Origin of the sequence: Scytonema sp. PRP1 (assembly GCF_036697665.2) — a bacterium.
Taxonomy (GTDB): Bacteria; Cyanobacteriota; Cyanobacteriia; order Cyanobacteriales; family Nostocaceae; genus Kalymmatonema; species Kalymmatonema gypsitolerans.
The window spans coordinates 25568-49637 of the sequence record NZ_JBAHYJ020000097.1; the positions used below are offsets into that span (position 1 = coordinate 25568).

Here is a 24070-nt window from a genome sequence, read left to right on the forward strand (position 1 = left end):
ATAGCAAGGAATCCCAGCAGTATGCTCAAAGTCCAGCGCCCCCAAGTACTGCGCTACGGTGTCTCCGTTTTTTGTGTTTTATTAGCACTGCTACTGGGCTTGCTATTAGAACCACTGTTTAAGCAAGAGGTTTCACTACTTTTCTTTGCTGCTGTAGTCTTTAGTAGCTGGTATGGGGGACTGGCTTCTGGTTTAGTGTCCACAGTCTTGGCTATTTTAGTTAACGACTACTTCTTTACACAGCCGTTTGACTTGTTAGCTATAGCCAGTAGGGCTGACAGATTAGAGTTAATCGTATTCAGTTCAGTCGCATTATTGATGAGCTCGTTAAATGTAGAGCAACAGACTGCTAGCGAACGAACAGAACTCAAACAAGTAGAGAAAATACTGGCACAAGAACAAGCAAATCGTGATCTCGAACGTCAGCGTCTCCGCAGCGTGTTGGATATTTTACCTGTAGGAGTCCTGATTTCTGATGCGAAGGGACGGCTTTTAGAAATCAATCCAGCCGTCAAAGCGATTTGGGGTGCGGATGCACCATTGTTGGATGATGCCAGTCAATACCACAAATACAAAGGCTGGTGGGCAAGTACAGGCAAACCTGTTGCTGCCAAAGAGTGGGCATTAGCCCGTACCTTGGCTACAGGTAAGGCGGTGATTAGCGAAGAGATTGATATTGAGACGTTTGATGGACAGCGAAAAACTATTCTCAATTCTACCGTGCCGATTCGAGATCACACAGGTACTGTTGTAAATGCAGTGGCTGTCAACGTAGACATCACTGCTCGTAAAGTTGCAGAGGAAGCATTGCGGCAAAGTGAAGCGATCGCCAAAGCACGAGCAGAAGAACTCGAAACTATCATGGAGACTGTTCCAGCTGCTGTCTGGATTGCTCATGATCCACAATGCCATCACATGACAGTCAATCGCACTGCCTACGAATTGATGCGCTTGTCACCAGGTTCCGTCATGACGGCGACTCCTGCTAATGGAGAATATCCCTTCCCATTTAAAATCCAGAAAAATGGTCAAGATATTCCACTTGATGAACTAGCGATGCAGCAAGCCAGCCGCACTGGGCAAGAAGTTGAGGCAGAATTTGAATTTGTCTTTAGTGAAGATGATGTGAGGTCAATTTACGGCAAAGCTGTGCCTTTGCGGCAGCCTTCCGGTGCTGTCAGAGGAGTTGTCGGAGCATTTTTGGATGTGACTGAACGCAAGCAAGCAGAGGCAGAACGCCAGCAGATAGAAGCAGCATTGCGTCAAAAGCAGGAATGGCTCGATTTAGCTCAAACAGCAGCTAAATTGGGCAGCTTTGACTGGAATATGCAAACCAATGTTAATCTTTGGTCAAAGGAGTTAGAAGCGATCTACGGTTTGCAACCTGGTGAGTTTGGCGGCACTCGCAAAGACTGGGCAAGATGGGCTCACCCGGATGATTTACCTAAGATAGAAGCAGAATTCAGCCATTCTCTAACGACAGGTACAAGCGAATTTTTCGCCGACTTTCGCATCATTAGGAGGGATGGTAGCATTCGCTGGCTGCAAACGAGAGCGAGAATTCTTTATGATAATGCAGGTCAACCCTGGCGGTTGGTAGGAGTCAATGTTGATATCACAGATAGCAAGCAGATAGAAATCGCACTGCAAAATAGCGAAGCTCGATTCCGGCACATTGTTGAGTCTAATATTTTTGGCGTGTTTTTCGGCAATATGAGCGGCAAAATTACAGAAGCCAATGACGCCTTTTTGCAAATGGTTGACTACACGCAGCAGGATTTGCTCTTAGGGAAACTGCATTGGCTTAATATGACTCCACTAGAACAGGTTGAGCGAACTCAGCAAGCAGCTGAGGAATTGAGAAAGTATGGAGTTTGCACACCATTCGAGAAAGAATTCTTCCGCAAAGATGGCAGCCGTGTGTCTGTGTTGATTGCTGCTGCCTTATTTAAGGATTCGCCAGAATACGGGTTCTCTTGTGTTATCGACATGACTGCTCGTAAGCAGGCAGAAGCAGAGCGCGATCGCAGTGAATTAATGTTTCGCACACTTGCGGATACAATGCCGCAGATGTTTTGGATTACCAAGCCAGATGGCTACCATGAATACTTCAATCAACGCTGGTATGAATACACCGGAACGACGCTAGAACAAACACAAGGCGAAGGATGGCAACATATTTTGCATCCCGACGACGTGCAACGCACAATCAAAGTTTGGCAAAATTCCCTTCAAACTGGAAAAACTTATGAAATTGAGTACCGTCTCCGTTGTGCTTCTAACGGAGAATATCGGTGGCATTTAGCACGGGCGTTTCCATTGCGAGATCGAGACGGTCAAATTATGCAATGGTTTGGCTCGTGTACCGATATTCAGGATCAGAAGTTGGCGATCGAGGAACGGGCACAGGCTTTGCAACGGGAACGTGCTGCCCGAATAGAACTCGAAAAAGTCAACCGGATGAAAGATGACTTTTTGGCAATTGTCTCGCACGAACTGCGCTCCCCATTGAATCCGATTTTGGGCTGGTCACAACTCCTTAAGTGCCGAAAATTGGATGCAGCAAAGACGACTCAAGCGCTAGAAATCATCGAGCGCAATGCCAAATTGCAAGCGCGGTTGATTGACGATTTGCTTGATGTTTCGCGGATTCTGCGCGGTAAGCTCAGCTTGAATGTCTCTGCGGTTGACTTGGTTGCTACGATTGAAGCAGCAGTGGAAACCGTGCGTCTAGCGGCTGAAGCGAAATCAATTCAAATTCAGACGCAGTTTGCTTCTGCTGTAAGCACACTCGAGGGCGATCCCAACCGCTTACAGCAAGTGGTTTGGAATCTAGTCACGAATGCCGTTAAGTTCACACCCCCAGGTGGTCGGGTAGAAATTCGCCTGGAACAAGTTGGCTCTTTTGCCCAAATGACAGTCACTGACACTGGCAAAGGCATTAGTCCCGACTTTCTGCCCCATGTGTTTGACCGCTTCCGACAAGCGGATGATGCAACGACAAGAACCTACGGCGGGCTGGGGCTAGGGCTAGCAATTGTCCGCAACCTGGTTGAACTCCATGGTGGTTCTGTTCAAGTCAGGAGCCTAGGAGAAGGGCTGGGAGCAACCTTTACAGTAACGCTACCCCTGCTCACGACTGGTGTTTCACAAACAAGTGACGACTATCAGTTACCTGAGCGTTCCTTAGATCTTAAGGGCTTGCGAATCGTCGTTGTGGATGATAATGTTGATACGCTGAATTTACTAGCCTTCATCCTTGAGCAGTATGGGGTTGAAGTCAAGGCAGTTGCGTCGGCAAGTGAGGCACTCGAGGCGATCGCACAAACACAACCCGATTTACTGTTAAGCGATATTGCAATGCCTGAAATGAACGGATATATGCTGATTCGTCAAGTGAGAGCTTTGGAGGGAGCCTCAGGAAAGACGTTACCGGCGATCGCCCTAACAGCATTTGCAGCAGAGACTGATCATAACAAGATCATCTCAGCAGGTTTTCAAACACACCTTACTAAACCTGTAGAGCCAGCCGAATTAGCAGTCGCAATTGCCAACCTCTGTAGACGCAACAGTCAACCCCTAAGCCCTGAGTCCTTACGGACACGCTGCGCGTAAGTCCTTACGGACAGGCTGCGCCAACACGTAGTGTGCGCTTGCGCTTACGGGCACGCTACGCGAATGGGGAATTCAAAATTCGCTCATTCAAAATTCAAAATTGAAGACCCCAAAGAATGAATCCGGGGGCTTGAATAATTAGCTCGCGCATTTTTTCCTATCCATGAATAAATTCAGAGAGAAGTCCTGCAGGCGGAGAGAAGTTGCAAGGAGGAGCCAGCGCTGCAGGAGGGTTTCCCTCCGCAGGCGACTGGCGTTGGTTTCCCTCCGGGCAAACTTCGGGGCTTCCCAACCTAGGGAACTTCGGAACGCTTGTATCCGTTCGGAGTTCGGCGAAGGCTCACTCGAGCCGCTGAACTCACGGCAAAGCCTTTTCTTTTTCGGTGATAATTAGGCGTCCTAGGAATTCAAGCGGGACGCTCAATACCGCTACGGCGGTTTGACAAACTACGTGTATTTACGCGTATAATTTAAATAATTATTATATAATAACTTTTGACAATGCAACGAAAATTTCATGTATTATATTTAACATATAGGATACATACTTAAAAATACTACTAAAAGGGTTGTGCAAACCCAACAAACATAAATATCGACCTGTAAAATAGCAGAGATACTATAGGAATGGGATGCATTAAAATTTATTATGAAAACCCTTGTATCTCATTACAAAGAAATAAAAGAAAAGCTAAAGTCTCAATTAGAACGTGTAGAAACAACTGAGCAAGTTGTCAAGATAGTCCAAGAAGAGATTAACAAGCTTGCAGACTTGAGTAGTGATTACATCAGAGGATTGACTCCACCACAGGCGCGCCTTGCTACAGTTATGTTAAAGGCGCTTAATCAATACACGAGCATTTTGATATTAGTCAAACTGCAAGATTCAACCCCAAATGCTCTAGAAAAATCTAACAGCAGTACCAACTCGCCCAGCGAAAGCCAGCTAGCCTTAACTGAGTTAACTTCTAAGACTTTATCGTCATTTAACACAATTACTCAGCTAGAAAAAAATCTGAAAGCCTTAACATCGCTTGATTATTACAAGCAGACGTTATCACAACAAGTACACAACAACCGCGAGGTTATAAGCAGCCTACTTACTGGCGGTATAGCAGGAACCTTGGCAGGAGGTTATTCATGGGGGTTAATAGGAGCAATAACCGGAGGTTTGCTTGGAAAAATATTTCAGCAAACGCAGTCGTCTGAGAACGCAAGTATTGCCTCACAGTTAGAACCTCGTAAAAACGAGTTGAAAGTAGGTATAGATATTGAGAAATTACTTGACCATCTTTATCAAGCTTTTCAATCAATTGACCTAACTGTTGCTGCGTACGGGGGAACGGAAGAGAAAGCACCCAAACCCGGTCTGGAAAATCATTTAGACTTGTTAGAGTACCTACAAGACTTGATGGCGGATGGACTGGATGAACAAACTCAACTTCCAACAGCCGTGCGTAGGCGCATTGAACAAGCTGCGACGATTTTGAGACGCTACGGAATTGAGACACGAGTTTATCAACCCACAGAAGAACAGGATTTGGCAATGGAACCTTGGTCAATGTTCTACTTTGAACCAAGTCTCGATCCACAAATCACAGATTACATTACCCTGAAGCACGCTTTTGTGAAAGATGACCAAGTACTCTTACCAGGGAGCGTAGTTGAGCCTCCATCGTCTTCAGCAGCCTAGTGGTGTGTCCCATTCATTTTCACGGTTGTAGAGACGTTGCATGCAACGTCTCTACAGAATTTATCACAAATACTCTCGTTCCCAGGTTCCTCTCGTTCCCAGGTTCCACCTGGGAATGCCTTGCGAGAGGCTCTGCCTCTGGTTTCAGGAGGCAGAGCCTCCTGAATGCATTCCCACGCAGAGCGTGGGAACGAGTCATGGTATAAAATTAGGAGACAGAATTACAAATGCATGATTATCATAATCTCAAAATCATCGGATTTGATTTAGGGCACGGAGAAACGGCTCTTACCTGGGTGCGAGCAGATAATCCAGAAACAACTCCTCAAAGTCTGCTAATTAATAACAGGAAAAGCCAAACCACCGCCATTGCCCACCATCCTAAAAAAGGAATTTTCATTGGGGAAATGGCGTATCAAATGCCCGATGCCAGCATCTTTGAAATTGCCTTTAAAAGCAGGAAATTTAATGACCCGGCATACCAAAAAAACATTAAAGAATTTGTGAATGCTATCTATCAGCATTTGATTGATACTAAACAAATTCAGTCAGGAGATGACAACTACTTTTTCATAGGTTGTCCATCAGGATGGTGGCAAGAAGAAATTGAGACTTACAAACAACTCCTTTCTGAAGATTGCTTGCTAAAGGCAACCGTAGTCAAAGAGTCACGCGCTGCTTTGATGCATGCCAAAGAAAGCGGCATATTCACCATAGAAGAATTACAAAAGTCGGTGCTAGTCATCGACATTGGTTCTTCCACCACAGATTACACCCTTGTCAAGGGTATGTCTGACACCCCAATAGATTTCGGACACGACTTAGGTGCATCCCTCATTGAAAAAGAAATCCTCAAGAAAACCCTGGAATATCAAAGACAATATAGAGAGGGACGCGAAGACATTTTACGACTTGGAGAAATTCTCAGAGATGAAGAAATTCTGCAACTAGAAGAAATTTCACAGCTGGAAAAAATTTTTGAGCAAAACCCAATATACAAAAATCGCTGTGAACTCCGATGCCGTAAAGCAAAAGAAGAGTATTTTAACTATCAAGATTCTTACGAAGAGAGCATTGTTAATGTAGGCGTTGAGGATATTCAAAGAAAATATAAGTTTTTGCCTCTGGTCAATGGCAAAATTATGAATGCAATCCTCAGCCAACCTCTACCAGAACTTGGCAAGAAAAGTTGGCGTGATGCTTTCCGTGACGAGTTGCAGGCAGTCAAACAAAAGTTGGAGCACATAGGCATTCAACCCAGCGTTATCCTCCTCACAGGCAGTGCTTCCAAAATGGGGTTTGTTCTGGAAATATGCCAAGAAGTCTTTCCTGATTTGCCTTGCAAGCGAGATGGAGAACCTGAGCTTTCTATTGCCAGAGGACTTGCCCGTTGGGGACGGGTGTACATTCGCACAGAAGGATTTATCGAAGAAATTACTCAATTCCTTGACCAAGAACTAACAGGTATTGTGGGAAATTACATACCCGTATTCTTGGAAAAATTAGCAGAGGAACTGGCAAATGGTTTGGTAGACGAGGTCATAAAGCCAAACGTGCAATCTTGGCGGAAGAGGGATATCATAACGCTCTCATCTCTTGAGACGGAAATAGAGCAGAAAGCTAAAGCTTGGCTAACAGGAAGTGATGCCAATGACAAAATGGCTACTTGTTTAGTTGAGTGGTTGTCAAAAGTTCAGAACGAGGTGAGGGAAAAAACAGATTCAATCTGTAGAAAGTATGGTTTACCATTGGAAACCTTTAGCAGCAAAACAATTGACTTAGGGGATCACACAGAAAAAGTTCCCACATCCATATCTCTTGATGATTTAACCGGACTTTCTATATTTGTTGGACACCTTGTTGCTTTAATCGTAGGCGTTGTCCTAGCAGGAATATTCCATATCCTACTTTTTACTGGAATCATTGCACCGATTGTTGGGATATTAGCTTACTTTGTAGGTGAGTCCTTAGTTAAGGAAACAGATATACCTGGTTGGATACGCAAATTGGTGCCTGATCAGAAAATTGACGAACTAGCGTATCAGAAGAAACCAGAGTTGCAGCAAAAAATCCAACAAACTTTAACTCAAGATCCAACAATAGGTGTCAAACTGGGTAAATCTATCAGTGAATGGCTGAAGGAAAGTGTGCAAGAGCAAGCGGATAAGGCTAGGTTGTTGATTGCTTAAAGGAATATTGCAGTTTTACAAATATAGCGGTTCTCAGTTGAGTGAAATACATCAAGAAATAAGAACCACAGATGGACACAGATGGACACAGATAAATCTGTACTTCATCCAAAGGAGAAGCGCTATATACGCCCACAGACTGGAAGTCTGGACGGCAGTCGCCTCAACGGGGGGAACCCCCGCACGGTGAGCCAGCACTGCAAGCGGGTTTCCCGCCGTAGGTGACTGGCGTTGGCGCAGCCTCTCCGGAGGAGATACCCGAAGGGCGCTACCTCGGCTAAATAAACAAAGCCCGCCTACGCGGGCTAAATTTTTGGCGTAGCTAAATCCAGGGATGATTCTTGTGGGGTAAGCATCCTGCCATACGTGTCAACTTAAGCTAAAACCCTTGTAAATAAGCTAAATCATGCTCTCCTGAATGTCCACAATCTCGCTCCACCCCACCCCGGTTTTGTCTGACGCCAAAACCTCCCCTCCCCTTAGCAAGGGGAGGGGATTAAGGGGAGCCAGCGCTGCAGGAGGTGAGACCAGTGCTGCAGGAGGGTTTCCCTCCGCAGGCAACTGGCAAACCCGAAGGGGTTTCCCTCCGCAGGCGACTGGCGTGTGGGGTCAATCAACGTGGAATAAAGGTTTAAACGTGATTGTTGACACTAATGGCAAGATGCCCATCCCACAAGAACACAAAATTCATCCTGCAAATATGCAACGCCAAATTTTTTTGCGCTTTATTTAGCGACCTATGACACCATAGATGAAGTAATAGCCTACAACTCCTGCCCAAAATCAAGCGAGGCGTTACCGTATGGTCAACCCCACCATCACCATTCCCCAAACATTCAAAGTTAGCCACGAACAGTTCAAGGAACTTGCCGCCGTCAACCGTGATTTAAGGCTAGAGAGAACTGCGACTGGAGAGTTAATTGTCATGCCCCCTACTGGAAGCGATACAGGAAAACGAAACATAGACATCGAAGGGCAACTTTGGCTGTGGAACCGTCAAACAAAGTTAGGGGTAGTATTTGACTCATCCACCGGATTTCACCTCCCCAATGGTGCTGACCGTTCTCCTGATGCCTCTTGGGTAAAGTTAGAGACATGGAAAGCACTTACGCCCAAAGAGCGAGAAGGTTTCGCTCCAATATGCCCAGACTTCGTTGTGGAACTGCGTTCTCCTTCTGACAGCATAGAAACGTTACGGGCAAAGATGCGCGAATACATGGAAAACGGAGCCAGTTTGGGGTGGTTGATTGACCGCAAAAGCCGGAAAGTTGAGATATACAGGCAAGGTCGGGATGTGGAAGTATTAGACAATCCCACAACTGTATCAGGAGAAGATGTGCTACCGGGATTTCTTTTGGACTTGAGCGAAGTTTGGTAATGCTTTGGTAATGAATATTCCTTTAGGTACAACCAAAGAAGCAGATGCGTAAAGTTAAAGCTGGAGGAGGGAGTGTAGGTGCAAGAGCAACCTGACACCTTTGACTCCAGTTGCAATGAAGTTTTAAGAAGAAATTTCTAGATTGTAACGTTGGTAGAGGGTTTTGAGTTTTTCTTTGACGAGCGATCGCACATTTTCGGGCGACACCACGACACAATCTTCCCCATACCGCAATACTTCCCGAATTAGCCAAAAGGGATGCGGAACACGCCTCACGACTTGGCGTATATCTCCAATAACTTTATTTTCAATGTCGTTTTGTTTTGGTTCATAGGCTTTTACCATTCCACGGTAAAAGTGTAATTGCACTTCTAAAGAATCTAAGCCTTCATGCCGCCAGTATCCGTTTATTGGCACAACACCTTTGATTCTATCTAGACGTAAACAACGATTATGTATGAGTTCTGGGAAGTCAGTGTTTTTGATATCTTCCGTCTCATCGCACCAAATGTTTAAGTAAAAACGCTTGTCTTCAAAGGCAATCTCAGCGAAACGTACTGTAAATGAGAGATCCTCTTCTTGAGCATTGCCATAGAGTAGGTGAAATGGTTGTTGGTTTGCTCGGAGTTGTTCTACCAAAAGACGCCATGCTTCACTAGGTTGGCTGACTTGTTGCAGCAGTGATTGACGCATGGGAGTTTCAAGTTTTCCTCGCTCTAATACAAGACTAGAGATGGTTTGAGCTTGTTCGACAAAACCAGAATCCTTGAGTAATCCGATGGCTTGTTGAAGTGCTGCTACTTGCGTTGAGTTGAGGCTGAAGGGTTCGCCTACTTCAAATTCCTGCTGTGCGATCGCCACCAACAATCCGGAGACACTAGGAGATTTACCCCAGAAGATACCGAGGCGACGGGCGATTTCTTCTAGATGCTCCTTGGTTCCTGATGGAATTGACAGTGTAATTGTCTCTTTTTTCCGTGACATTCCCTAATATGTAATTACTTTAGTCAATTATTATCATCTTACACAAATTTAATTTGTTCATATTGACATTTACTAGAAAAGGCAGTTAATGTACTTACATTGAAGTTTAAAAAGACAGACAGCGCACAAAAAACAATTACATTCTTCAAGCAAATACTAAAAAAGCCAGAGGTAAACTCTGGCTTCCAATCCCTGATAGGGATTATTTCATTCTGACTATTTTGACAGACATAAATAAGTGTCACTGCCCTAACTAAGAATGAAGCGTCCCAAATATCAACTGATGATTTAGTTGAAAACGATTGCTTAACGAGCATTTCTTAATATGTAGGGTGGTAGTTAACACTACTCCCATTTCCTGAATAGTTCAGCTACCAGAGGTCAGACGTTATGACTAGAGATAATTTGCTGTCGAGAATTTCTATCGATCCGAATATTTGTTTTGGCAAACCTTGTATTCGCCGACATCGTATCTCAGTTTCCCTTATTCTGGACTACTTAGCAGGCGGCGCAATCATTGAGGAGGTTCTTGAGGCATATCCAAGTATTGAGCGAGAAGACGTACTAGCTTGTATTGCCTATGGAGCAGAAATACCACGGGATGTTTTTGTTGAAATTCCTGGAGTATCAACCAATTGATCCAGATCCAAACACATGATTACTGATGTTACTAAAATAAAAAAAATTTATCTCAGCGCTTTGGCTGCTAAAGTTATTTCTCCTCAAGACTGTTCAGAATTAATTACAACTTTGGCAAGTGAACCGGAAACGGTAACTATAGCACGCACTTTTGACGACTCTCGGCTAGTTAGGCTATTAAGTCTCAAGCGTAATCAGGATGATAGTCAACTACCAAAACTAATCTTCAGTACCAACCGAGCCATTTATCAGAATCAGGAACTTGGTAGAATCCAGAATTTGTATAAAGCACCACTACCGGGAGAGTTACAAGCACGATTAGCGATTGAAAGTGCGATTGACAGATTTTTGGAGTATTTGCAGAAGCTATACAAGATTGTTGTGCTGGATGAAAGCGACTACCATGTACAGGTTTTCATTCCCAGGACACAAGCGACAACAGACTTTAATCAATATTGGCAGAAATTTCTAGAAAATGTCGCTTTTTCAACAGATGGTTACCACAACTACCAGTTATTTGATTTAACACAGACATTTATTGTCATGCTCAATAGCGTGACTTTAGCTGGACGTGGTTTTAGTACCTTAGAAGTTCCAGTTTTAACTCAGGCTCAATCTGATGTTCTTGCTGCTTGGTATTTGGCAGTTTGGCGAGAAGTCAAGAAACGTCAAACTGAGCGTGAAAAACAAATTAATGAATTAAAGAAAGTTTTAGCAAATTTGGAATTCAACGATAAAGAAGGTAAATCTAAGGAAAAGAAACTGCAGGATTTAGAAGAAATGCAGAACAAGGAGGCTAATAAGTATGGAGACTATTTTAAAAAATTTTTTGGTACATTTTTACAAGAACAACAATCTTTTTGGCAAGAATTAGCAACGATTAAAAGTCAACTTGAAGAGTCAGGTTTGACAAAAGCACAAAGAAAGAAATTACAGAAACAGCAAGATAAGCTTGAATCTCACATCGTGTATACTTATGAATCGGTACAACAAAAGCTTACCTTGCTTGAACAATCAAAAGGTAATCCTTTTGACTTTATTAGCCTAGACCAAAAACACAAACCAGACAAATTTAAGAAGATTGTTGAAATTTCTAGAAGCTTCACCAAAACTGCTACAGACCAGATTAACTCAACTCGTGGAGATATTTTCACTCAATGCATTTTGGAAATGTATCGCTTGCTAGAACAGCAGCAATACGATTCACTACCAGAACCTTTATTAACTGAAAAACCAAGGATGATGGAGGTGCGATCGCCTGGAGACGACGGTAAAGAATTTTGCTACTCCTGCGGTGTCGCTCTTGATCCAAAAACAGCTAAGTGGAAAGTCGCTCGATTTATGTTTGAGCGACCCTCCCAACGCCGCCAATCATCATCTAGTGAAGACCGTCCTTATATCTGTGCTTCCTGTTCAGCTTTAGCTTTTGCTTCACCCATTAAAGTAACAGATGAAAGTATTATTTTGAAACTAAAATCAGCCCCGTTTCAAAACGAGGGTTCTAAGTTGAAGTTAAAAGACTATATCCGAATGCTGACTAATAAGGAAATGCATCTATGTGCGGGTAGATATGTAGTCTTAGCTTCTGAGAAAACAACAAGCGGTGATGTAGCATCGCAAAAATTAGGTCAAGTTCAATATGCACTAGCAAAAGTAGCTTCTATCTTTCCAACAGAAGTCTTAGCCGATTTTGAGTTTTCTTTAATTACTCAAGGAAGTCAAGAAATACTTTTAGCCAGCAGACATTTAGTATTCATTCAGGGATTGATGGAATGTTATGGTCAATCAATTATATCTGCTGGAAAAGAAATTAATCTGAATTTGGGTGATGCGGTTCGGTATATCGAGCAAGATTTACCATTTTATGCTGATTACTCTATTACTAAGTCAGCTAATATCACCAACAAGTTGCGATTAGAGCAAATTCGTGAACTTTACTGGCAAATTCTTGAGCAAGATATGGATTCATCAAAACAAATAGCTAAAAAAGCAAAATTATATCAGCATATTACAGCGTTAACTGGCTTAACCTATGCCTTTGTTCAGTCACTGGAATCTACGGCGAAAAAGGTAATGAAGCCAGAAGATGCTGAACGGGAAATGAGCAAAATAATTGAAAAAGTAGATGATGCGGTGGCTTTTTGCTACTACGCCACTCTTGGAGACCAGGAAAAGAAAATTGTTCAAGCAAGACTTTATCGCAACCCGGATAACTACTTTGTTTATGAGCAAACAAAGAAGTTATTGGAGATATTAGAAATTTCAGGTCGAGAAGAAAAGGATGAAGCAAAACAGCAAATATGGCTAACACTGTATGCAGATGATGTCATGAAAGCTTATACCTATTTTGCTGAGAATGGCTATGGTCAAGACCGTGAGTGGAATGAATTGACTTATAATCTCAAACTTTCTCTCTACACTCGGTTTCCTGAATTGGTACGCAAACTTAAATCTACAAGTGAGAAATCATCATGACGACTGGACTTCCCAAAACTGATGCCAAAAATCCTCGTTTCCATTTCGACATTTACGCAATTCTGGAAGGTCCACAAGAGCTTTACTTTGGGGATGAAGTACAGGTAAACGTCAACGTTGTGGAGACGGTAAAGCTGACAAGTAAAGATGGGCGATCGCTTGAAAAATGTTACATATCTCCCACTAAACGGCGCGGCGTTGAACGACGTTGTTTAATCTGGGCACCTGTGAAAACAGGAGAACTGCTAGGGGATAAACAGCAATGCGGTATTCCTAAAACCTGTGCTAAACCTGAGTGTCCTATCTGCGCTCCATATGGGGCACTTGATCCAGGAAATAAAACTCTTATAGGTCGTGTAACTCATGGCGGTGGTGTTGCTATTCAAGATTTGTACCCAGTGGAGAAGCAACGGGCAATGCACCCTGCAATGCTAGTTAATAAAATGGAGAAGAAGGAAGACAAACCAATACCATTTAAACGCCAGTACAACCAACCTGGTATTCTCTACCCAGTCTCTAACCACGCTTTGAGCGTAACAGACAAAGAATTTTCTTCAGTTGCATATGCTTTTCTAGATGCGTTACCTCGTATTGGTGCTGGAAATCCGAAAGGTATTTCTATTGCTGAATCTGAAGACCAAACACCTCTATTAGTAGTAGATCGTTATCTAGTTCCCAAGGGGAAACGTCCTATTATTTCTCCATCTGTGATCAATCCAGAAATTGCGCTCGCAGACTTTATGCGTTTTGCCCAGTACCCACACACTAACACCGATCATATTCAGGATGATAATTTCGAGCGGTGGATTGGTAATAAAGCTTTAGACAAGTTGCAAGAATACGCCAGTAACTTTGTAAAAACCACTTTACAGGCGTGATTTATGTATTTACTCAAATTCAAAATCATACCCACGGCAGCAATGACATTTCGCATTCTGCCTGGTTCCATCTTGAATATTGCCACCTATCCCTTTGTTCCTCCCACAACTCTATCAGGATTCCTGCGAAGATTGGCAATGATGAGTGTGGGAATGGACATCCCCGAAACTTCTATTAACAAAGATGACCCGCCTTTTTATACATTACCCCATCGTTATGTGGCACTAGGCGCATATCCATCTGGAAATACATTGCGTACTGTGCATAAAACGTACCGTAAGGGAATGCGTGAGTTTAACCACTATACTTTTTCCCGATTATATGTGGAAAAGGACAAAGCAAACTTTCAGCTGCACACTTGGGAATATTTTATTGCAGAAGAAATGACTGGTTACGTCGTTAGTGAATCCTTGCAGGGGTTAGAACACTTCCAAAAGCTAAAAGGTTACGGATGTAAGTTGGGGAAAGAAGGCTTTGCTGTCGTGGAAGACGTTTCTCAACCTATCCAGCTAAGACATGAAACTGTTGCAGCTATTCCATCAACGATTGTACCTATGGAAGCATTATTACAAAATGGTCAGTTTGTGGGTGGATGTGACATTTACAATCTCTATCGCTATAAGTGGTTAGATAATTCAGAAAATTCTTCTAGTAACGAAGGATTTCTAGGCGAGAAGCGAACCCCAGTAGAAGGATTTATTCCTTTTGTTGCTGCTTACTATCCCAAGAACATCAATTCTGCTCCTACCCTCGATTACTTCACTGATGGGGAAACTTATATCCCTGTCTCTCTGATTAACCTCTTAAAAGGGGAAGTATATGTCTAAATCACAACGTCAGCGTCCCTATAACTTTGGTCGCGTTTTTTTCCCTAGTAAGCCTAATCCCAATCCAGTTATTCCTAATGAGATTTATTTCCAACCTCTTGGCAATCATGTAGGAAATGTAAAAATTTTAGTGAAAAAATGGCAAACAACCGATTTCCCTTGTGGCGATGATTCTATCAAACGCGTCATTAAAGCAACAGACCTCCATGATAGGGGAAAGCCACGGACATTTCATCTCAACGTGGAAACTGATTCAAAGAATAAATTCAAAAAATATATCTACTCTTTCAAGGCACATCGGTTTCTGGTTGAATATAAGGATGATATTTGGGCGCAGACTCTTGCCAGAGGACATCACGACTTTTCTGTCAGAGATATCAGTCGAGATGCTTATAAGTTAAAGAAATACTCTCAATACTCTGAAATTCTTTCTAATGAACCCTTAGCCTACGCGCGGGAACTTTATATTTTAGAGATGTGCGACCAAATTGAAGCTGAATTGGCTTGTCGGGTGATTGGAGATGAAGAACAAGCAGAATCTCGCACATTTATGGATTATACCATTAGTAAAGATGAGTCAGATCCAAAGATATATCGGATTGACCCTTGGATTTTCTCGCAAGATGAGATTGAACTCACTTTTAAATCTTGGGTATTCCGTCTATCTGAAGATGATAAAGCTAAGCTACAAAAGTGTCGAAAAGAAAACCGAGATGCTGATTTGGGTAAAAGTTTAGATGCAATTACTAAAGCATGGTGGCAAAATCAGCCGGAAAAACCAGAAGAAGCACCGTCTCAAAAAGTAATCCTTAAACCTTATCAATCAGAAGATAATTTTAAAGATAAAGATTGTCAATTTTGGTATCAACAACTAGCTGGCTTTGCACCTAACCCGATGCAATTGGAAATATTTGAGAAATTTTCTCAAACAGATGCACCAGGCTTGTTAATCAAAGGTCGTACAGGTTCAGGCAAGTTTGAAACTGTCCTGTTTCCTGCCTTAGCAAATAATTATCGCTTAATTCTACCATTACCTGCTCGGAGTCTGCTGGAAGACCAAAAACAGCGGGTAGAAAAGTATCTCAAGCGTTTTTCAGAACTTTACCCAAAGCGTGAAATATCTTTAGTTATAGATACTGGTTCCCAAATGTATCGTTGGGTTTACCGTGATGGTAAAGAGGAAGCTAAACCCAGAACTAGTAACCCCAGACGCCATCTTTACAAAGGAGATATCATCTTAACAACATTAGATAAGTTTCTCTATCGCTATTTTTCTTTTGGTGACAAGCAAAAATCATTTGTCTTTCCCCTGAGAATTCATAGAGATAAGACTCATACACAAAAGACTCTTATCTGTTTTGATGAGGCTCACAGTTATGATGATATCTCTTTTACCAATTTTCATGCTTTGGTGAAGTCGCTCTATGAAGCAGGGCGATCGCTCATCTTAATGACGGCTACAATGCCCCCACAATATGTTAAATGCTTTGATTATTTAGATGGCATTGACTATATCGATAATTCTAACCAAGCAACGCAATTAGCCGAATTTCAAAAAATCCACTTGAAACAACCTTTTCTCAATCAAAGATATTTTGAATTGCTCAATGACACTGAACGCAATTCCCAAAATTCTGAACCATTTCAACAGCAGATTTTACAAACTTTAATTAAAGAATTACAAAGTAAATCTGAACGACGAATTATTACTGTTGTCCAAACTGTGCAAGATGCTGTAGGAATTTATAAAAGTTTAAAGCATCAACTAGGCTGGAAAACTGACAACGAAGAAAGAGAACTGTTTCTCTATCACGGTCGCCTTGATGGTAAAGTCAGAGAAGAAGTTTATACAAAACTTAAAGAACGTGATGACAAAGGTCTACCTTACATTTTAATTACTACCAGTGCTATTGAGGTAGGTTGTGATTTAAACAGTGAGGTTTTAATTTCAGAAATTTGTTTGCCAGAAAATTTAATCCAGAGAGTGGGACGCTGCAATCGTAAGGGAGATATCTCAAATGCAAAGGTGATTGTGATTGGCAAGATAGAGGGCGATCGCATTCCATTCTATGCTCAGAGTTTGGATCAAGCCGGATGGGAAAAATATCAAAAAACATTGCAATCACTATCACTATTTGATTCTGAATTGATTAGTCAATGTATTTCACGTCCTCATCAGATTGATGATTACCGAGTTGTAGAACTATTCTCAATGCTGCATGACTATGTTTATGGTGCAGATTTAACTTGTCAACCAACTCATGAAAAAGGTTTAGTCGTAACTCGCAGTTGGACACCATCTGTAACTTTAGTTTACGACAATGGCGAACATGGAGACAGAATAGAAGAAAAAATACCAGAAATGCCTCAAGTCACAGTACCAGTTGACCGCTTATTCATCAAAAAAGATGAAAATGGAAGTAATGAGTACGCCAATATCAATGTTTATGAGCGTTACTATGACCAAGAAGAAACTCGGTGGAGGATAAGACCTTTACGCACAGGGTATGCATATCAAAAAGATATAATCGTCAAAATTAGTCCTCTACATGATGAGGCATCAATGCACGATGGGAAGCAAGGCTATACATACAATTCCGAATTAGGTTTTGTTGACTTACCTGGAGTTTTTATTAAGTGGAAGTCACCAGGATTTGAGCAGAAGTTGCAGTATAAATATGATGACAATGATAAACAAAAATCAGCAGTTATCACATACATCAAAGCACTAGAAGATGCCCCATAGTTTAATCCTCAACCTCATCCCCCAGTCTCCCATTTACCCCGAATTCCTCACAGGTAGACACTACCACGCCCTCTTCCTCACCCTCATCAGTTCCGTCGATCGCACCTTGGGAGACTATCTACACCAATCCAACGCAGAGAAAGCCTTCACCCTTTCACCCTTACAAATACAACGAAATCATAAAAACCACCAACACAAACACCACTCTCTGCAATTTTGTCATCAACGCCCAATTCCCGCAGGTACGCCTTGCTGGTGGCGCATCTCACTCCTAGACGACAACCTATTTAGCAAGCTGACTCCACTTTGGCTCAATCTCAACCCCAATCATCCTTGGCATTTGGGTTCAGCAGATTTGTATATTACCAGTATTTTTGGGACTCCACAATCAACTCAACCGTGGGCAAATGCTTGCACATATGCTCAATTATATGAACAAGCAAGCGATCGCGATCGCACTCTTCACTTCACCTTTGCCACACCTGTAGCCTTCCGCCAAGGAGGATACGATACCATTCTGCCAACACGAGAATGTTTCTTCAACAGTCTTCTGACTCGCTGGAACAAATATAGTGGTATTGAATTTACCAACACTCCCATCGAGTCAATTTATCCAAGTTTTTGCAACATAAATACGGAAGTTGTTAGCAACTATGACAGCAAATTTATTGGTTGTGTTGGCGAAATCAGCTATCGAATTCTTGGGGATGTTGAACCAAGCGCAATCAAGCAAATCAACGCCCTTGCCGAGTTTGCTTTGTATGCAGGAGTTGGACGCAAAACAACAATGGGTATGGGTATGACACGTTGTCTAAGCTAAAACACATTTAGTTTGCATGGACAAAATTAATAAATCTCTTGTGGGGTGGGCGTCTCGCCCGCCCAAAATATGCAAGTTAAATGTCCATCAGCTTATCAATAACTAATTCTCGCTCATCAAATATTGAAAGCCATGAATGATACAGAATACATTCCTATCGCTGCATTAAATCAATATGCCTACTGCCCACATCGCTGCTGGCGAAGGTTTTGTGTAGGAGAATTTATTGATAATCAATACACAATTGAAGGAACAAGTTTACACGAACGTGTTCACACAGTTGGGGAAGGACATCAACAGGAAACTTGGCAAATACGGGCGATTTGGCTGAAATCAGAAAAATACCAACTTATCGGCAAAGCTGATTTAATTGAAGCCGAAAACAGTGAATGGTATCCGATTGAATACAAGCGGGGACGCAAAGGCGAATGGGATAACGATGAACTGCAAGTTTGCGCCCAAGCGTTGTGTCTTGAAGAAATGACAGGACAACGTGTCAACAATGGCTATGTTTACTACGCACACTCCCACCAACGTCAATTAGTAGAAATGACCGAGGAACTGCGTCAGAGTACGATCGCAACTATTGAAGCTGTTCAAACATTGCTATTTACAGGCACTATGCCAAAAGCTATCAAAACTAAGCGCTGTACTGGATGCAGCCTTCAATTGCGATGTCTGCCAGGGACTGCTGAAAAAGTAGGACGCTATCAAGAAACCAAATAATTTTGGATGACTGTTTGATTTCAGTTAACTTTTGATGAATTGAGAATGCAATTATGGGTACAGTTTATATCACTCAAGAAGATGCTTTTATCGGCAAAATTGATGAACGCCTGACTGTGAAATTTGATAAAAAGACGATTTTGGATGTACCATTAATTAAAATAGATGGTGTTGTAGTTTTAGGACGCGCTACAGTTTCACCTGCAACAATTTCTGAACTGCTTGAGCGTCAAATACCCCTGACTTTTCTCACCGATACAGGACGTTATTTAGGACGTTTAGAACCAGAAGTCACCAAAAACATTTTTGTCCGTAAAGCACAATGGCAAGCCGCTGGTGAATCGGCTCAAGCAATTCATGCCGTCCAAGGGTTTGTACGTGGTAAGCTGAAAAACTATCGCAACGTCCTCATCCGTCGTCAACGTGAATGTCCAGGCTTGGATTTATCCGAAAATGTGACGCGCTTAGAGCAAGCAATTGCACCTATTGACAAAACTCAAAGTATTGATTATTTACGCGGTTTGGAAGGCGCTGGTAGTGCAGCTTATTTTGGCTGCTTTAATCAACTTCTGCGGACAACAGAATTTACTTTTCCCAAACGTGTCCGTCGTCCTCCCACCGATCCCGTGAATTCTTTACTCAGCTTTGGTTATTCCTTGCTGCGTCATGATATTCAAGGGGCAGTTAATATTGCCGGGTTTGACCCTTATCTAGGATATCTCCACTGCGATCGCTATGGTAGACCATCGCTGGCGTTAGATTTAATGGAAGAATTTCGTCCCTTAATTGTGGATGCAGTCGTGTTATCTACATTAAATAAGCAATTTTTGACACCTAAGGATTTTATAACAGAACCATTAAGCGGTGCAGTTTCCCTCACTCCAGAAGGGCGAAAAACATTTTTACGGTTATACGCCCAAAAGAAGCAATCCGAATTCAAACATCCAGTTCTCGGACGCAAATGTATGTACCAGGACTGATATCTTGCACCTCACCGTAGAAAACCGTACAAGTTAAAAATATGCGTGATAAAGCTACATTGTTTTTATTGGCTTTTCTTGCTAAATAAAAGACTTTTGGTTTAATACTGAGTGACTAAACACCATCAAATTTCCTTGGTGCAAGATGTGAGAGGAAGCATTTGAAATGCAAGCCCGTTTACTGGCGAAATACTTCATGGGTGAAATCGAAAAATATCCACCATTGGTTTTGAAGTAGGCGCTGGAGGGAAAAAGTCGCGATGAATGTTGTTGTGTCCTACGATATTTCTGAAGATAAACGCCGCACCAAAATCCACAAAGTCCTCAAGTCTTACGGACAGTGGGTGCAGTATAGTGTGTTTGAGTGCCAGTTGACTGATACTCAATATGCAAAATTGCGATCGCGCTTAAACAAACTCATCAAGCCTGATACTGATAGTATTCGATTTTACTTTCTATGCGTCTGCTGTTTTGGTAAAATCGAGCGTATCGGTGGTGAACAACCTCGTGACGAAACCATTTTCTTTGCCGAATGCGCGGATGGGTAGGTGTTGGTAAAGAGGTTTTGAAAAAAATGGCTGAATTTCCCACAGTGCAAGGCTTTAAGGGAATATGCTCTGACAAAGTATCCGCGCTGCTTGCCCAGACTGGGTTTCAGCCATTTGTATTTTCATCAAACCTGATTTCATATGCTATGATTACTCTATCCGCGCTCAAGAACCTTGAAAACCTTATATATATTAGTTCTCAGGCTTCCGCTGTTGAAATTTCATTAACTCCCTATTAGGGATTGAAACATCCAACAGAGCAAACCATAAGACTCCTAAGAAGAGGTTGAAATTTCATTAACTCCCTATTAGGGATTGAAACAAGTAGCGAGAGGTAATTCCACAATCTCCATTCGGCGTTGAAATTTCATTAACTCCCTATTAGGGATTGAAACTCCGTAATGAATACCGAAGTTTTACGAAGTTTACCGTTGAAATTTCATTAACTCCCTATTAGGGATTGAAACATCTTACAGTAGACGCATTGACTAACAAAAACCGCAAGTTGAAATTTCATTAACTCCCTATTAGGGATTGAAACGCGACCGCTACCGTTAAGATTTGGGAAAAATATAAGTTGAAATTTCATTAACTCCCTATTAGGGATTGAAACAAGAGCTAGCCTAAGGTGATCTTTAGTCGTCCACAAAAAGTTGAAATTTCATTAACTCCCTATTAGGGATTGAAACCCTGCTCTAGCAGCTTAATCCTATGCCAAAAAATACGACGTTGAAATTTCATTAACTCCCTATTAGGGATTGAAACTCCGTAACTTTTGGCTTTACTCCACTTTCTCGTTGAAATTTCATTAACTCCCTATTAGGGATTGAAACAGGCAATTCTATGTGATTTGTTGGGATTGGCTGAGGGGTTGAAATTTCATTAACTCCCTATTAGGGATTGAAACACTGTTTCGCCAGGATTGCAAATTGGGTAAAGTAGTTGAAATTTCATTAACTCCCTATTAGGGATTGAAACGGGAGCTTTCAGAGAAGTTGGGTATCGGACTAAGCGTTGAAATTTCATTAACTCCCTATTAGGGATTGAAACAAACAGATTAATGAGCAATCTCAAGAACTCCAAAGTTGAAATTTCATTAACTCCCTATTAGGGATTGAAACTTCCCTTTTGGCGGCGTTGCTTGGTTGGCTCAGATGTTGAAATTTCATTAACTCCCTATTAGGGATTGAAACAACGGCTATGAAACAACCAAGACTAGAGAGCGCCGTTGAAATTTCATTAACTCCCTATTAGGGATTGAAACAGAAGAAGAACTAGACAATGAACTAGTTCGTCTTGCGGTTGAAATTTCATTAACTCCCTATTAGGGATTGAAACTGACAAAGTAGGAGATAAAATTTCCTCACGCGTCAGCGTTGAAATTTAATTAACTCCCTATTAGGGATTGAAACTGCCCTTTCAATCTGAATAATGCGTGGGATAGAAGTTGAAATTTCATTAACTCGCTATTAGGGATTGAAACAGTGTGCGCCGGAGGGAACTAGTTAGTTCCACAGCGGAACTAGTTGAAATTTAATTAACTCCCTATTAGGGATTGAAACAGCCCATTGCAATCCGTCGCCCTCAATGGACGGTGTTGAAATTTCATTAACTCCCTACTAGGGATTGAACCCACATTCCGCAGGTTAGTTAAGAAAGAAGATAATATTTTCGACAAGGAGCACCAAAAAACTGGAGAATCCATTGCCTTTCCTGGGTTAAGTTGATAACTTGCTTGATTTGGGCGATCGAAACCCGCGTGAATCGACATAAAGCATTGGAACACCCAACGTAAAGTTGGAGTCGCAGTCGGTTTGCCCAGTTGATTATCAATAGTCTGTTTTGCTCGTAGCAAAGCTTGACTTCTTGCTCTTTGACCGACGAAGCTATAAACAAGCAGGCATAAACCCATAACCATAGCTAGCGCTGCAACTCGTTCAGCGGAGTTAAGGAAAACACTGCTCGTAAAGAATAATCGGTCTTTCAGAAATCGGAAACCACGTACGCGCTTCGCGCATGCTTCGCAAACGGTTGATTGTTGTGCCTTATACTCAAAGCAGCACATCCTAAAGCGCTCAATTGGCTCGCGTCAACAACATTTGTTGCCAAGATAAATCTTCCGGCTCTTCCAATTTCAATATCTATCGCGGTTTGTTTAGGCACAACACAGCCACGAACCTGGTAATAAACATTTGCGTTTCGGTCTTTACGAGGTCTACCACGACCAGTATGTTGTCTAACTTCGTGGATTTCAATATCAGCTAGTTGATGTAAAGGTAATTTACGACTGATGCGTTCGGCTGCAGTGGCGGCATCTTTGGAGCAGGCAAATTTTTGTTTACACAACTGCCTCAGTTCAGATTCAGCAATTGATTCGCTGTTTGGCTAAACGTTTTTCTAGTTGTTTGAGATCAGCATCTTTACCTGCTTGGCTCTCAACAACCAGCCAGCGTTGTTGCACTTCACCATAGTCGTTACAACACGAGGTAATACGATATCCATTTATTTATATCGCTGCAATAGGTTTGAGAACATGGCTCAGGCGTAGCGACGTTCCGCTTTTGGTCTTACCACACTTATGCACCTATTTAGAATGAAATAGCCCTGCCCTTCTCCCCATTGTGCCAACAGCTGCCTCATATCTTTGAACGCAACTCTGTATAAAGACTAGGGAGCAAACCGTTAACAGTGGTAAGACCTACCCAAAAAGAAAAACTCGTGCAGCCATCATGCCAAAGTCCGCTTTCCAGCCCAAACATTCAAAAATTGCGTATTTCTGGTAAAAAAGTGTTGAACAAAGCAAAGCTCCAAGACATGCCGAACCAAAAAATAGGTCAGCAAACAGCGTGCTTGAAAATTTTGAGCTATTATGTAGGATAAACAGTGGCACAAAGCGACTCATAGCCATGAAAAATCAAGGGTCAGAAAAAAGTTTGAATTGCCCCTTGACAAAAAAAAAAGCGGTGGCTAGACTAGATAAAGTGTGAAGAAAGAAAACACACGCCGAACCAAGAAAAAACAATAGTTTGAAAGCCAAAAGCAGCAAAAATCCTCGTCAAAGATAATGAAGTCAACGGGGAGAACCCGAAGACAAAAAAAACGAAGGAAAGATTTCGGAAATTTATTTCCGGGAGCTTAGGAAAACTCAAAACAAAACGGAGAGTTTGATCCTGGCTCAGGATGAACGCTGGCGGTATGCTTAACACATGCAAGTCGAACGGGCTCTTCGGAGCTAGTGGCGGACGGGTGAGTAACGCGTGAGAATCTGGCTTCAGGTTCGGGACAACAGTTGGAAACGGCTGCTAATACCGGATGTGCCCTTGGGTGAAAGATTTATCACCTGAAGATGAGCTCGCGTCTGATTAGCTAGTAGGTGTGGTAAGAGCGCACCTAGGCGACGATCAGTAGCTGGTCTGAGAGGATGATCAGCCACACTGGGACTGAGACACGGCCCAGACTCCTACGGGAGGCAGCAGTGGGGAATTTTCCGCAATGGGCGAAAGCCTGACGGAGCAATACCGCGTGAGGGAGGAAGGCTCTTGGGTTGTAAACCTCTTTTCTCAGGGAAGAA

General features: G+C 42.3%; 15 protein-coding genes, 1 rRNA gene, 1 pseudogene and 1 CRISPR repeat array. Of the genes and pseudogenes, 15 read left to right on the plus strand and 2 right to left on the minus strand.

Going from position 1 to position 24070, the window contains the following annotated elements; translation table 11 throughout:
• Positions 1-21: 21 nt before the first annotated feature.
• From V5G28_RS26025 to V5G28_RS26045, 5 genes are all read left to right on the plus strand, one after another.
• Positions 22-3615 (plus strand): PAS domain S-box protein, encoded by a 3594-nt coding sequence (locus V5G28_RS26025; RefSeq protein ID WP_332988344.1) that lies wholly within the window; start codon positions 22-24, stop codon positions 3613-3615.
• A 649-nt stretch (positions 3616-4264) separates the two neighbouring features.
• Positions 4265-5308: a hypothetical protein gene (locus V5G28_RS26030; protein WP_332988346.1), complete on the plus strand. Its 1044-nt coding sequence runs from the start codon at positions 4265-4267 to the stop codon at positions 5306-5308.
• A 227-nt stretch (positions 5309-5535) separates the two neighbouring features.
• Positions 5536-7497, plus strand: a complete 1962-nt coding sequence (locus V5G28_RS26035) for an Hsp70 family protein (protein ID WP_332988348.1) — start codon at positions 5536-5538, stop codon at positions 7495-7497.
• Between the two features lie 418 nt (positions 7498-7915).
• The gene (locus V5G28_RS26040) at positions 7916-8230 is read left to right on the plus strand and encodes a hypothetical protein (RefSeq protein WP_332988350.1); all 315 of its coding nucleotides are present in this window, start codon (positions 7916-7918) and stop codon (positions 8228-8230) included.
• A 69-nt stretch (positions 8231-8299) separates the two neighbouring features.
• On the plus strand, positions 8300-8875 hold the full coding sequence (locus V5G28_RS26045; protein ID WP_332988352.1) for a Uma2 family endonuclease: 576 nt from the start codon (positions 8300-8302) through the stop codon (positions 8873-8875).
• Between the two features lie 123 nt (positions 8876-8998).
• Here the strand turns inward: V5G28_RS26045 and V5G28_RS26050 are convergent, their stop codons facing one another.
• Positions 8999-9859 (minus strand): helix-turn-helix transcriptional regulator, encoded by an 861-nt coding sequence (locus tag V5G28_RS26050; RefSeq protein WP_332988354.1) that lies wholly within the window; start codon positions 9857-9859, stop codon positions 8999-9001.
• A 390-nt stretch (positions 9860-10249) separates the two neighbouring features.
• On the opposite strand from V5G28_RS26050, the gene V5G28_RS26055 reads away from it, so the two are divergent.
• The 9 genes from V5G28_RS26055 to cas2 all read left to right on the plus strand — a co-directional run bounded on the left by V5G28_RS26055 (position 10250) and on the right by cas2 (position 20499).
• Positions 10250-10498, plus strand: a complete 249-nt coding sequence (locus tag V5G28_RS26055) for a DUF433 domain-containing protein (RefSeq protein WP_332988356.1) — start codon at positions 10250-10252, stop codon at positions 10496-10498.
• A gap of 15 nt (positions 10499-10513) precedes the next feature.
• Positions 10514-12973, plus strand: coding sequence for a hypothetical protein (locus tag V5G28_RS26060; RefSeq protein ID WP_332988357.1), 2460 nt, complete (start codon positions 10514-10516; stop codon positions 12971-12973).
• The gene (locus tag V5G28_RS26065) at positions 12970-13851 is read left to right on the plus strand and encodes a hypothetical protein (protein ID WP_332988359.1); all 882 of its coding nucleotides are present in this window, start codon (positions 12970-12972) and stop codon (positions 13849-13851) included. The genes V5G28_RS26060 and V5G28_RS26065 overlap by 4 nt, the downstream gene beginning before the upstream one ends.
• Positions 13852-13893: 42 nt before the next feature.
• Positions 13894-14679 (plus strand): hypothetical protein, encoded by a 786-nt coding sequence (locus tag V5G28_RS26070; RefSeq protein ID WP_336231340.1) that lies wholly within the window; start codon positions 13894-13896, stop codon positions 14677-14679.
• A complete protein-coding gene (gene cas3 / locus V5G28_RS26075) occupies positions 14672-17425 on the plus strand; it encodes a CRISPR-associated helicase Cas3' (protein ID WP_332988363.1) in 2754 nt (917 codons plus the stop codon). Before V5G28_RS26070 ends, cas3 begins: the two co-directional genes overlap by 8 nt.
• Entirely contained in the window at positions 17415-18245 is an 831-nt protein-coding gene (cas6, locus tag V5G28_RS26080) for a CRISPR-associated endoribonuclease Cas6 (RefSeq protein WP_332988365.1), read from the plus strand. The genes cas3 and cas6 overlap by 11 nt, the downstream gene beginning before the upstream one ends.
• A gap of 120 nt (positions 18246-18365) precedes the next feature.
• Positions 18366-18971, plus strand: a complete 606-nt coding sequence (gene cas4 / locus V5G28_RS26085; protein ID WP_332988370.1) for a CRISPR-associated protein Cas4 — start codon at positions 18366-18368, stop codon at positions 18969-18971.
• A gap of 53 nt (positions 18972-19024) precedes the next feature.
• On the plus strand, positions 19025-19951 hold the full coding sequence (cas1d, locus tag V5G28_RS26090) for a type I-D CRISPR-associated endonuclease Cas1d (RefSeq protein ID WP_332988367.1): 927 nt from the start codon (positions 19025-19027) through the stop codon (positions 19949-19951).
• A gap of 260 nt (positions 19952-20211) precedes the next feature.
• Positions 20212-20499 carry a CRISPR-associated endonuclease Cas2 gene (gene cas2 / locus V5G28_RS26095; RefSeq protein WP_332988368.1) on the plus strand — a complete coding sequence of 96 codons (288 nt, stop codon included), beginning with the start codon at positions 20212-20214 and terminating at the stop codon, positions 20497-20499.
• A gap of 212 nt (positions 20500-20711) precedes the next feature.
• Positions 20712-22132: a CRISPR direct-repeat array (repeat unit 37 nt; unit sequence GTTGAAATTTCATTAACTCCCTATTAGGGATTGAAAC).
• A gap of 17 nt (positions 22133-22149) precedes the next feature.
• On the opposite strand, the pseudogene V5G28_RS26100 reads toward cas2, so the two are convergent.
• Positions 22150-23005 (minus strand): annotated as a pseudogene (locus tag V5G28_RS26100) (IS1634 family transposase); the annotation flags it as partial.
• 646 nt (positions 23006-23651) lie between these two features.
• Between V5G28_RS26100 and V5G28_RS26105 the strand changes: the two are divergent.
• Positions 23652-24070, plus strand: a 16S ribosomal RNA gene (locus V5G28_RS26105); the annotation flags it as partial.

Coding starts and splice junctions, on each gene's coding strand:
- V5G28_RS26050 (WP_332988354.1), bottom strand. CDS start 9,859: ATGTCACGGAAAAAAGAGACAATTACACTGTCAATTCCATCAGGAACC.
- V5G28_RS26055 (WP_332988356.1), top strand. CDS start 10,250: ATGACTAGAGATAATTTGCTGTCGAGAATTTCTATCGATCCGAATATT.
- cas3 (WP_332988363.1), top strand. CDS start 14,672: ATGTCTAAATCACAACGTCAGCGTCCCTATAACTTTGGTCGCGTTTTT.
- V5G28_RS26060 (WP_332988357.1), top strand. CDS start 10,514: ATGATTACTGATGTTACTAAAATAAAAAAAATTTATCTCAGCGCTTTG.
- V5G28_RS26025 (WP_332988344.1), top strand. CDS start 22: ATGCTCAAAGTCCAGCGCCCCCAAGTACTGCGCTACGGTGTCTCCGTT.
- V5G28_RS26035 (WP_332988348.1), top strand. CDS start 5,536: ATGCATGATTATCATAATCTCAAAATCATCGGATTTGATTTAGGGCAC.
- cas2 (WP_332988368.1), top strand. CDS start 20,212: ATGAATGTTGTTGTGTCCTACGATATTTCTGAAGATAAACGCCGCACC.
- V5G28_RS26070 (WP_336231340.1), top strand. CDS start 13,894: ATGACATTTCGCATTCTGCCTGGTTCCATCTTGAATATTGCCACCTAT.
- cas1d (WP_332988367.1), top strand. CDS start 19,025: ATGGGTACAGTTTATATCACTCAAGAAGATGCTTTTATCGGCAAAATT.
- V5G28_RS26065 (WP_332988359.1), top strand. CDS start 12,970: ATGACGACTGGACTTCCCAAAACTGATGCCAAAAATCCTCGTTTCCAT.
- V5G28_RS26040 (WP_332988350.1), top strand. CDS start 7,916: ATGTCCACAATCTCGCTCCACCCCACCCCGGTTTTGTCTGACGCCAAA.
- V5G28_RS26030 (WP_332988346.1), top strand. CDS start 4,265: ATGAAAACCCTTGTATCTCATTACAAAGAAATAAAAGAAAAGCTAAAG.
- cas6 (WP_332988365.1), top strand. CDS start 17,415: ATGCCCCATAGTTTAATCCTCAACCTCATCCCCCAGTCTCCCATTTAC.
- V5G28_RS26045 (WP_332988352.1), top strand. CDS start 8,300: ATGGTCAACCCCACCATCACCATTCCCCAAACATTCAAAGTTAGCCAC.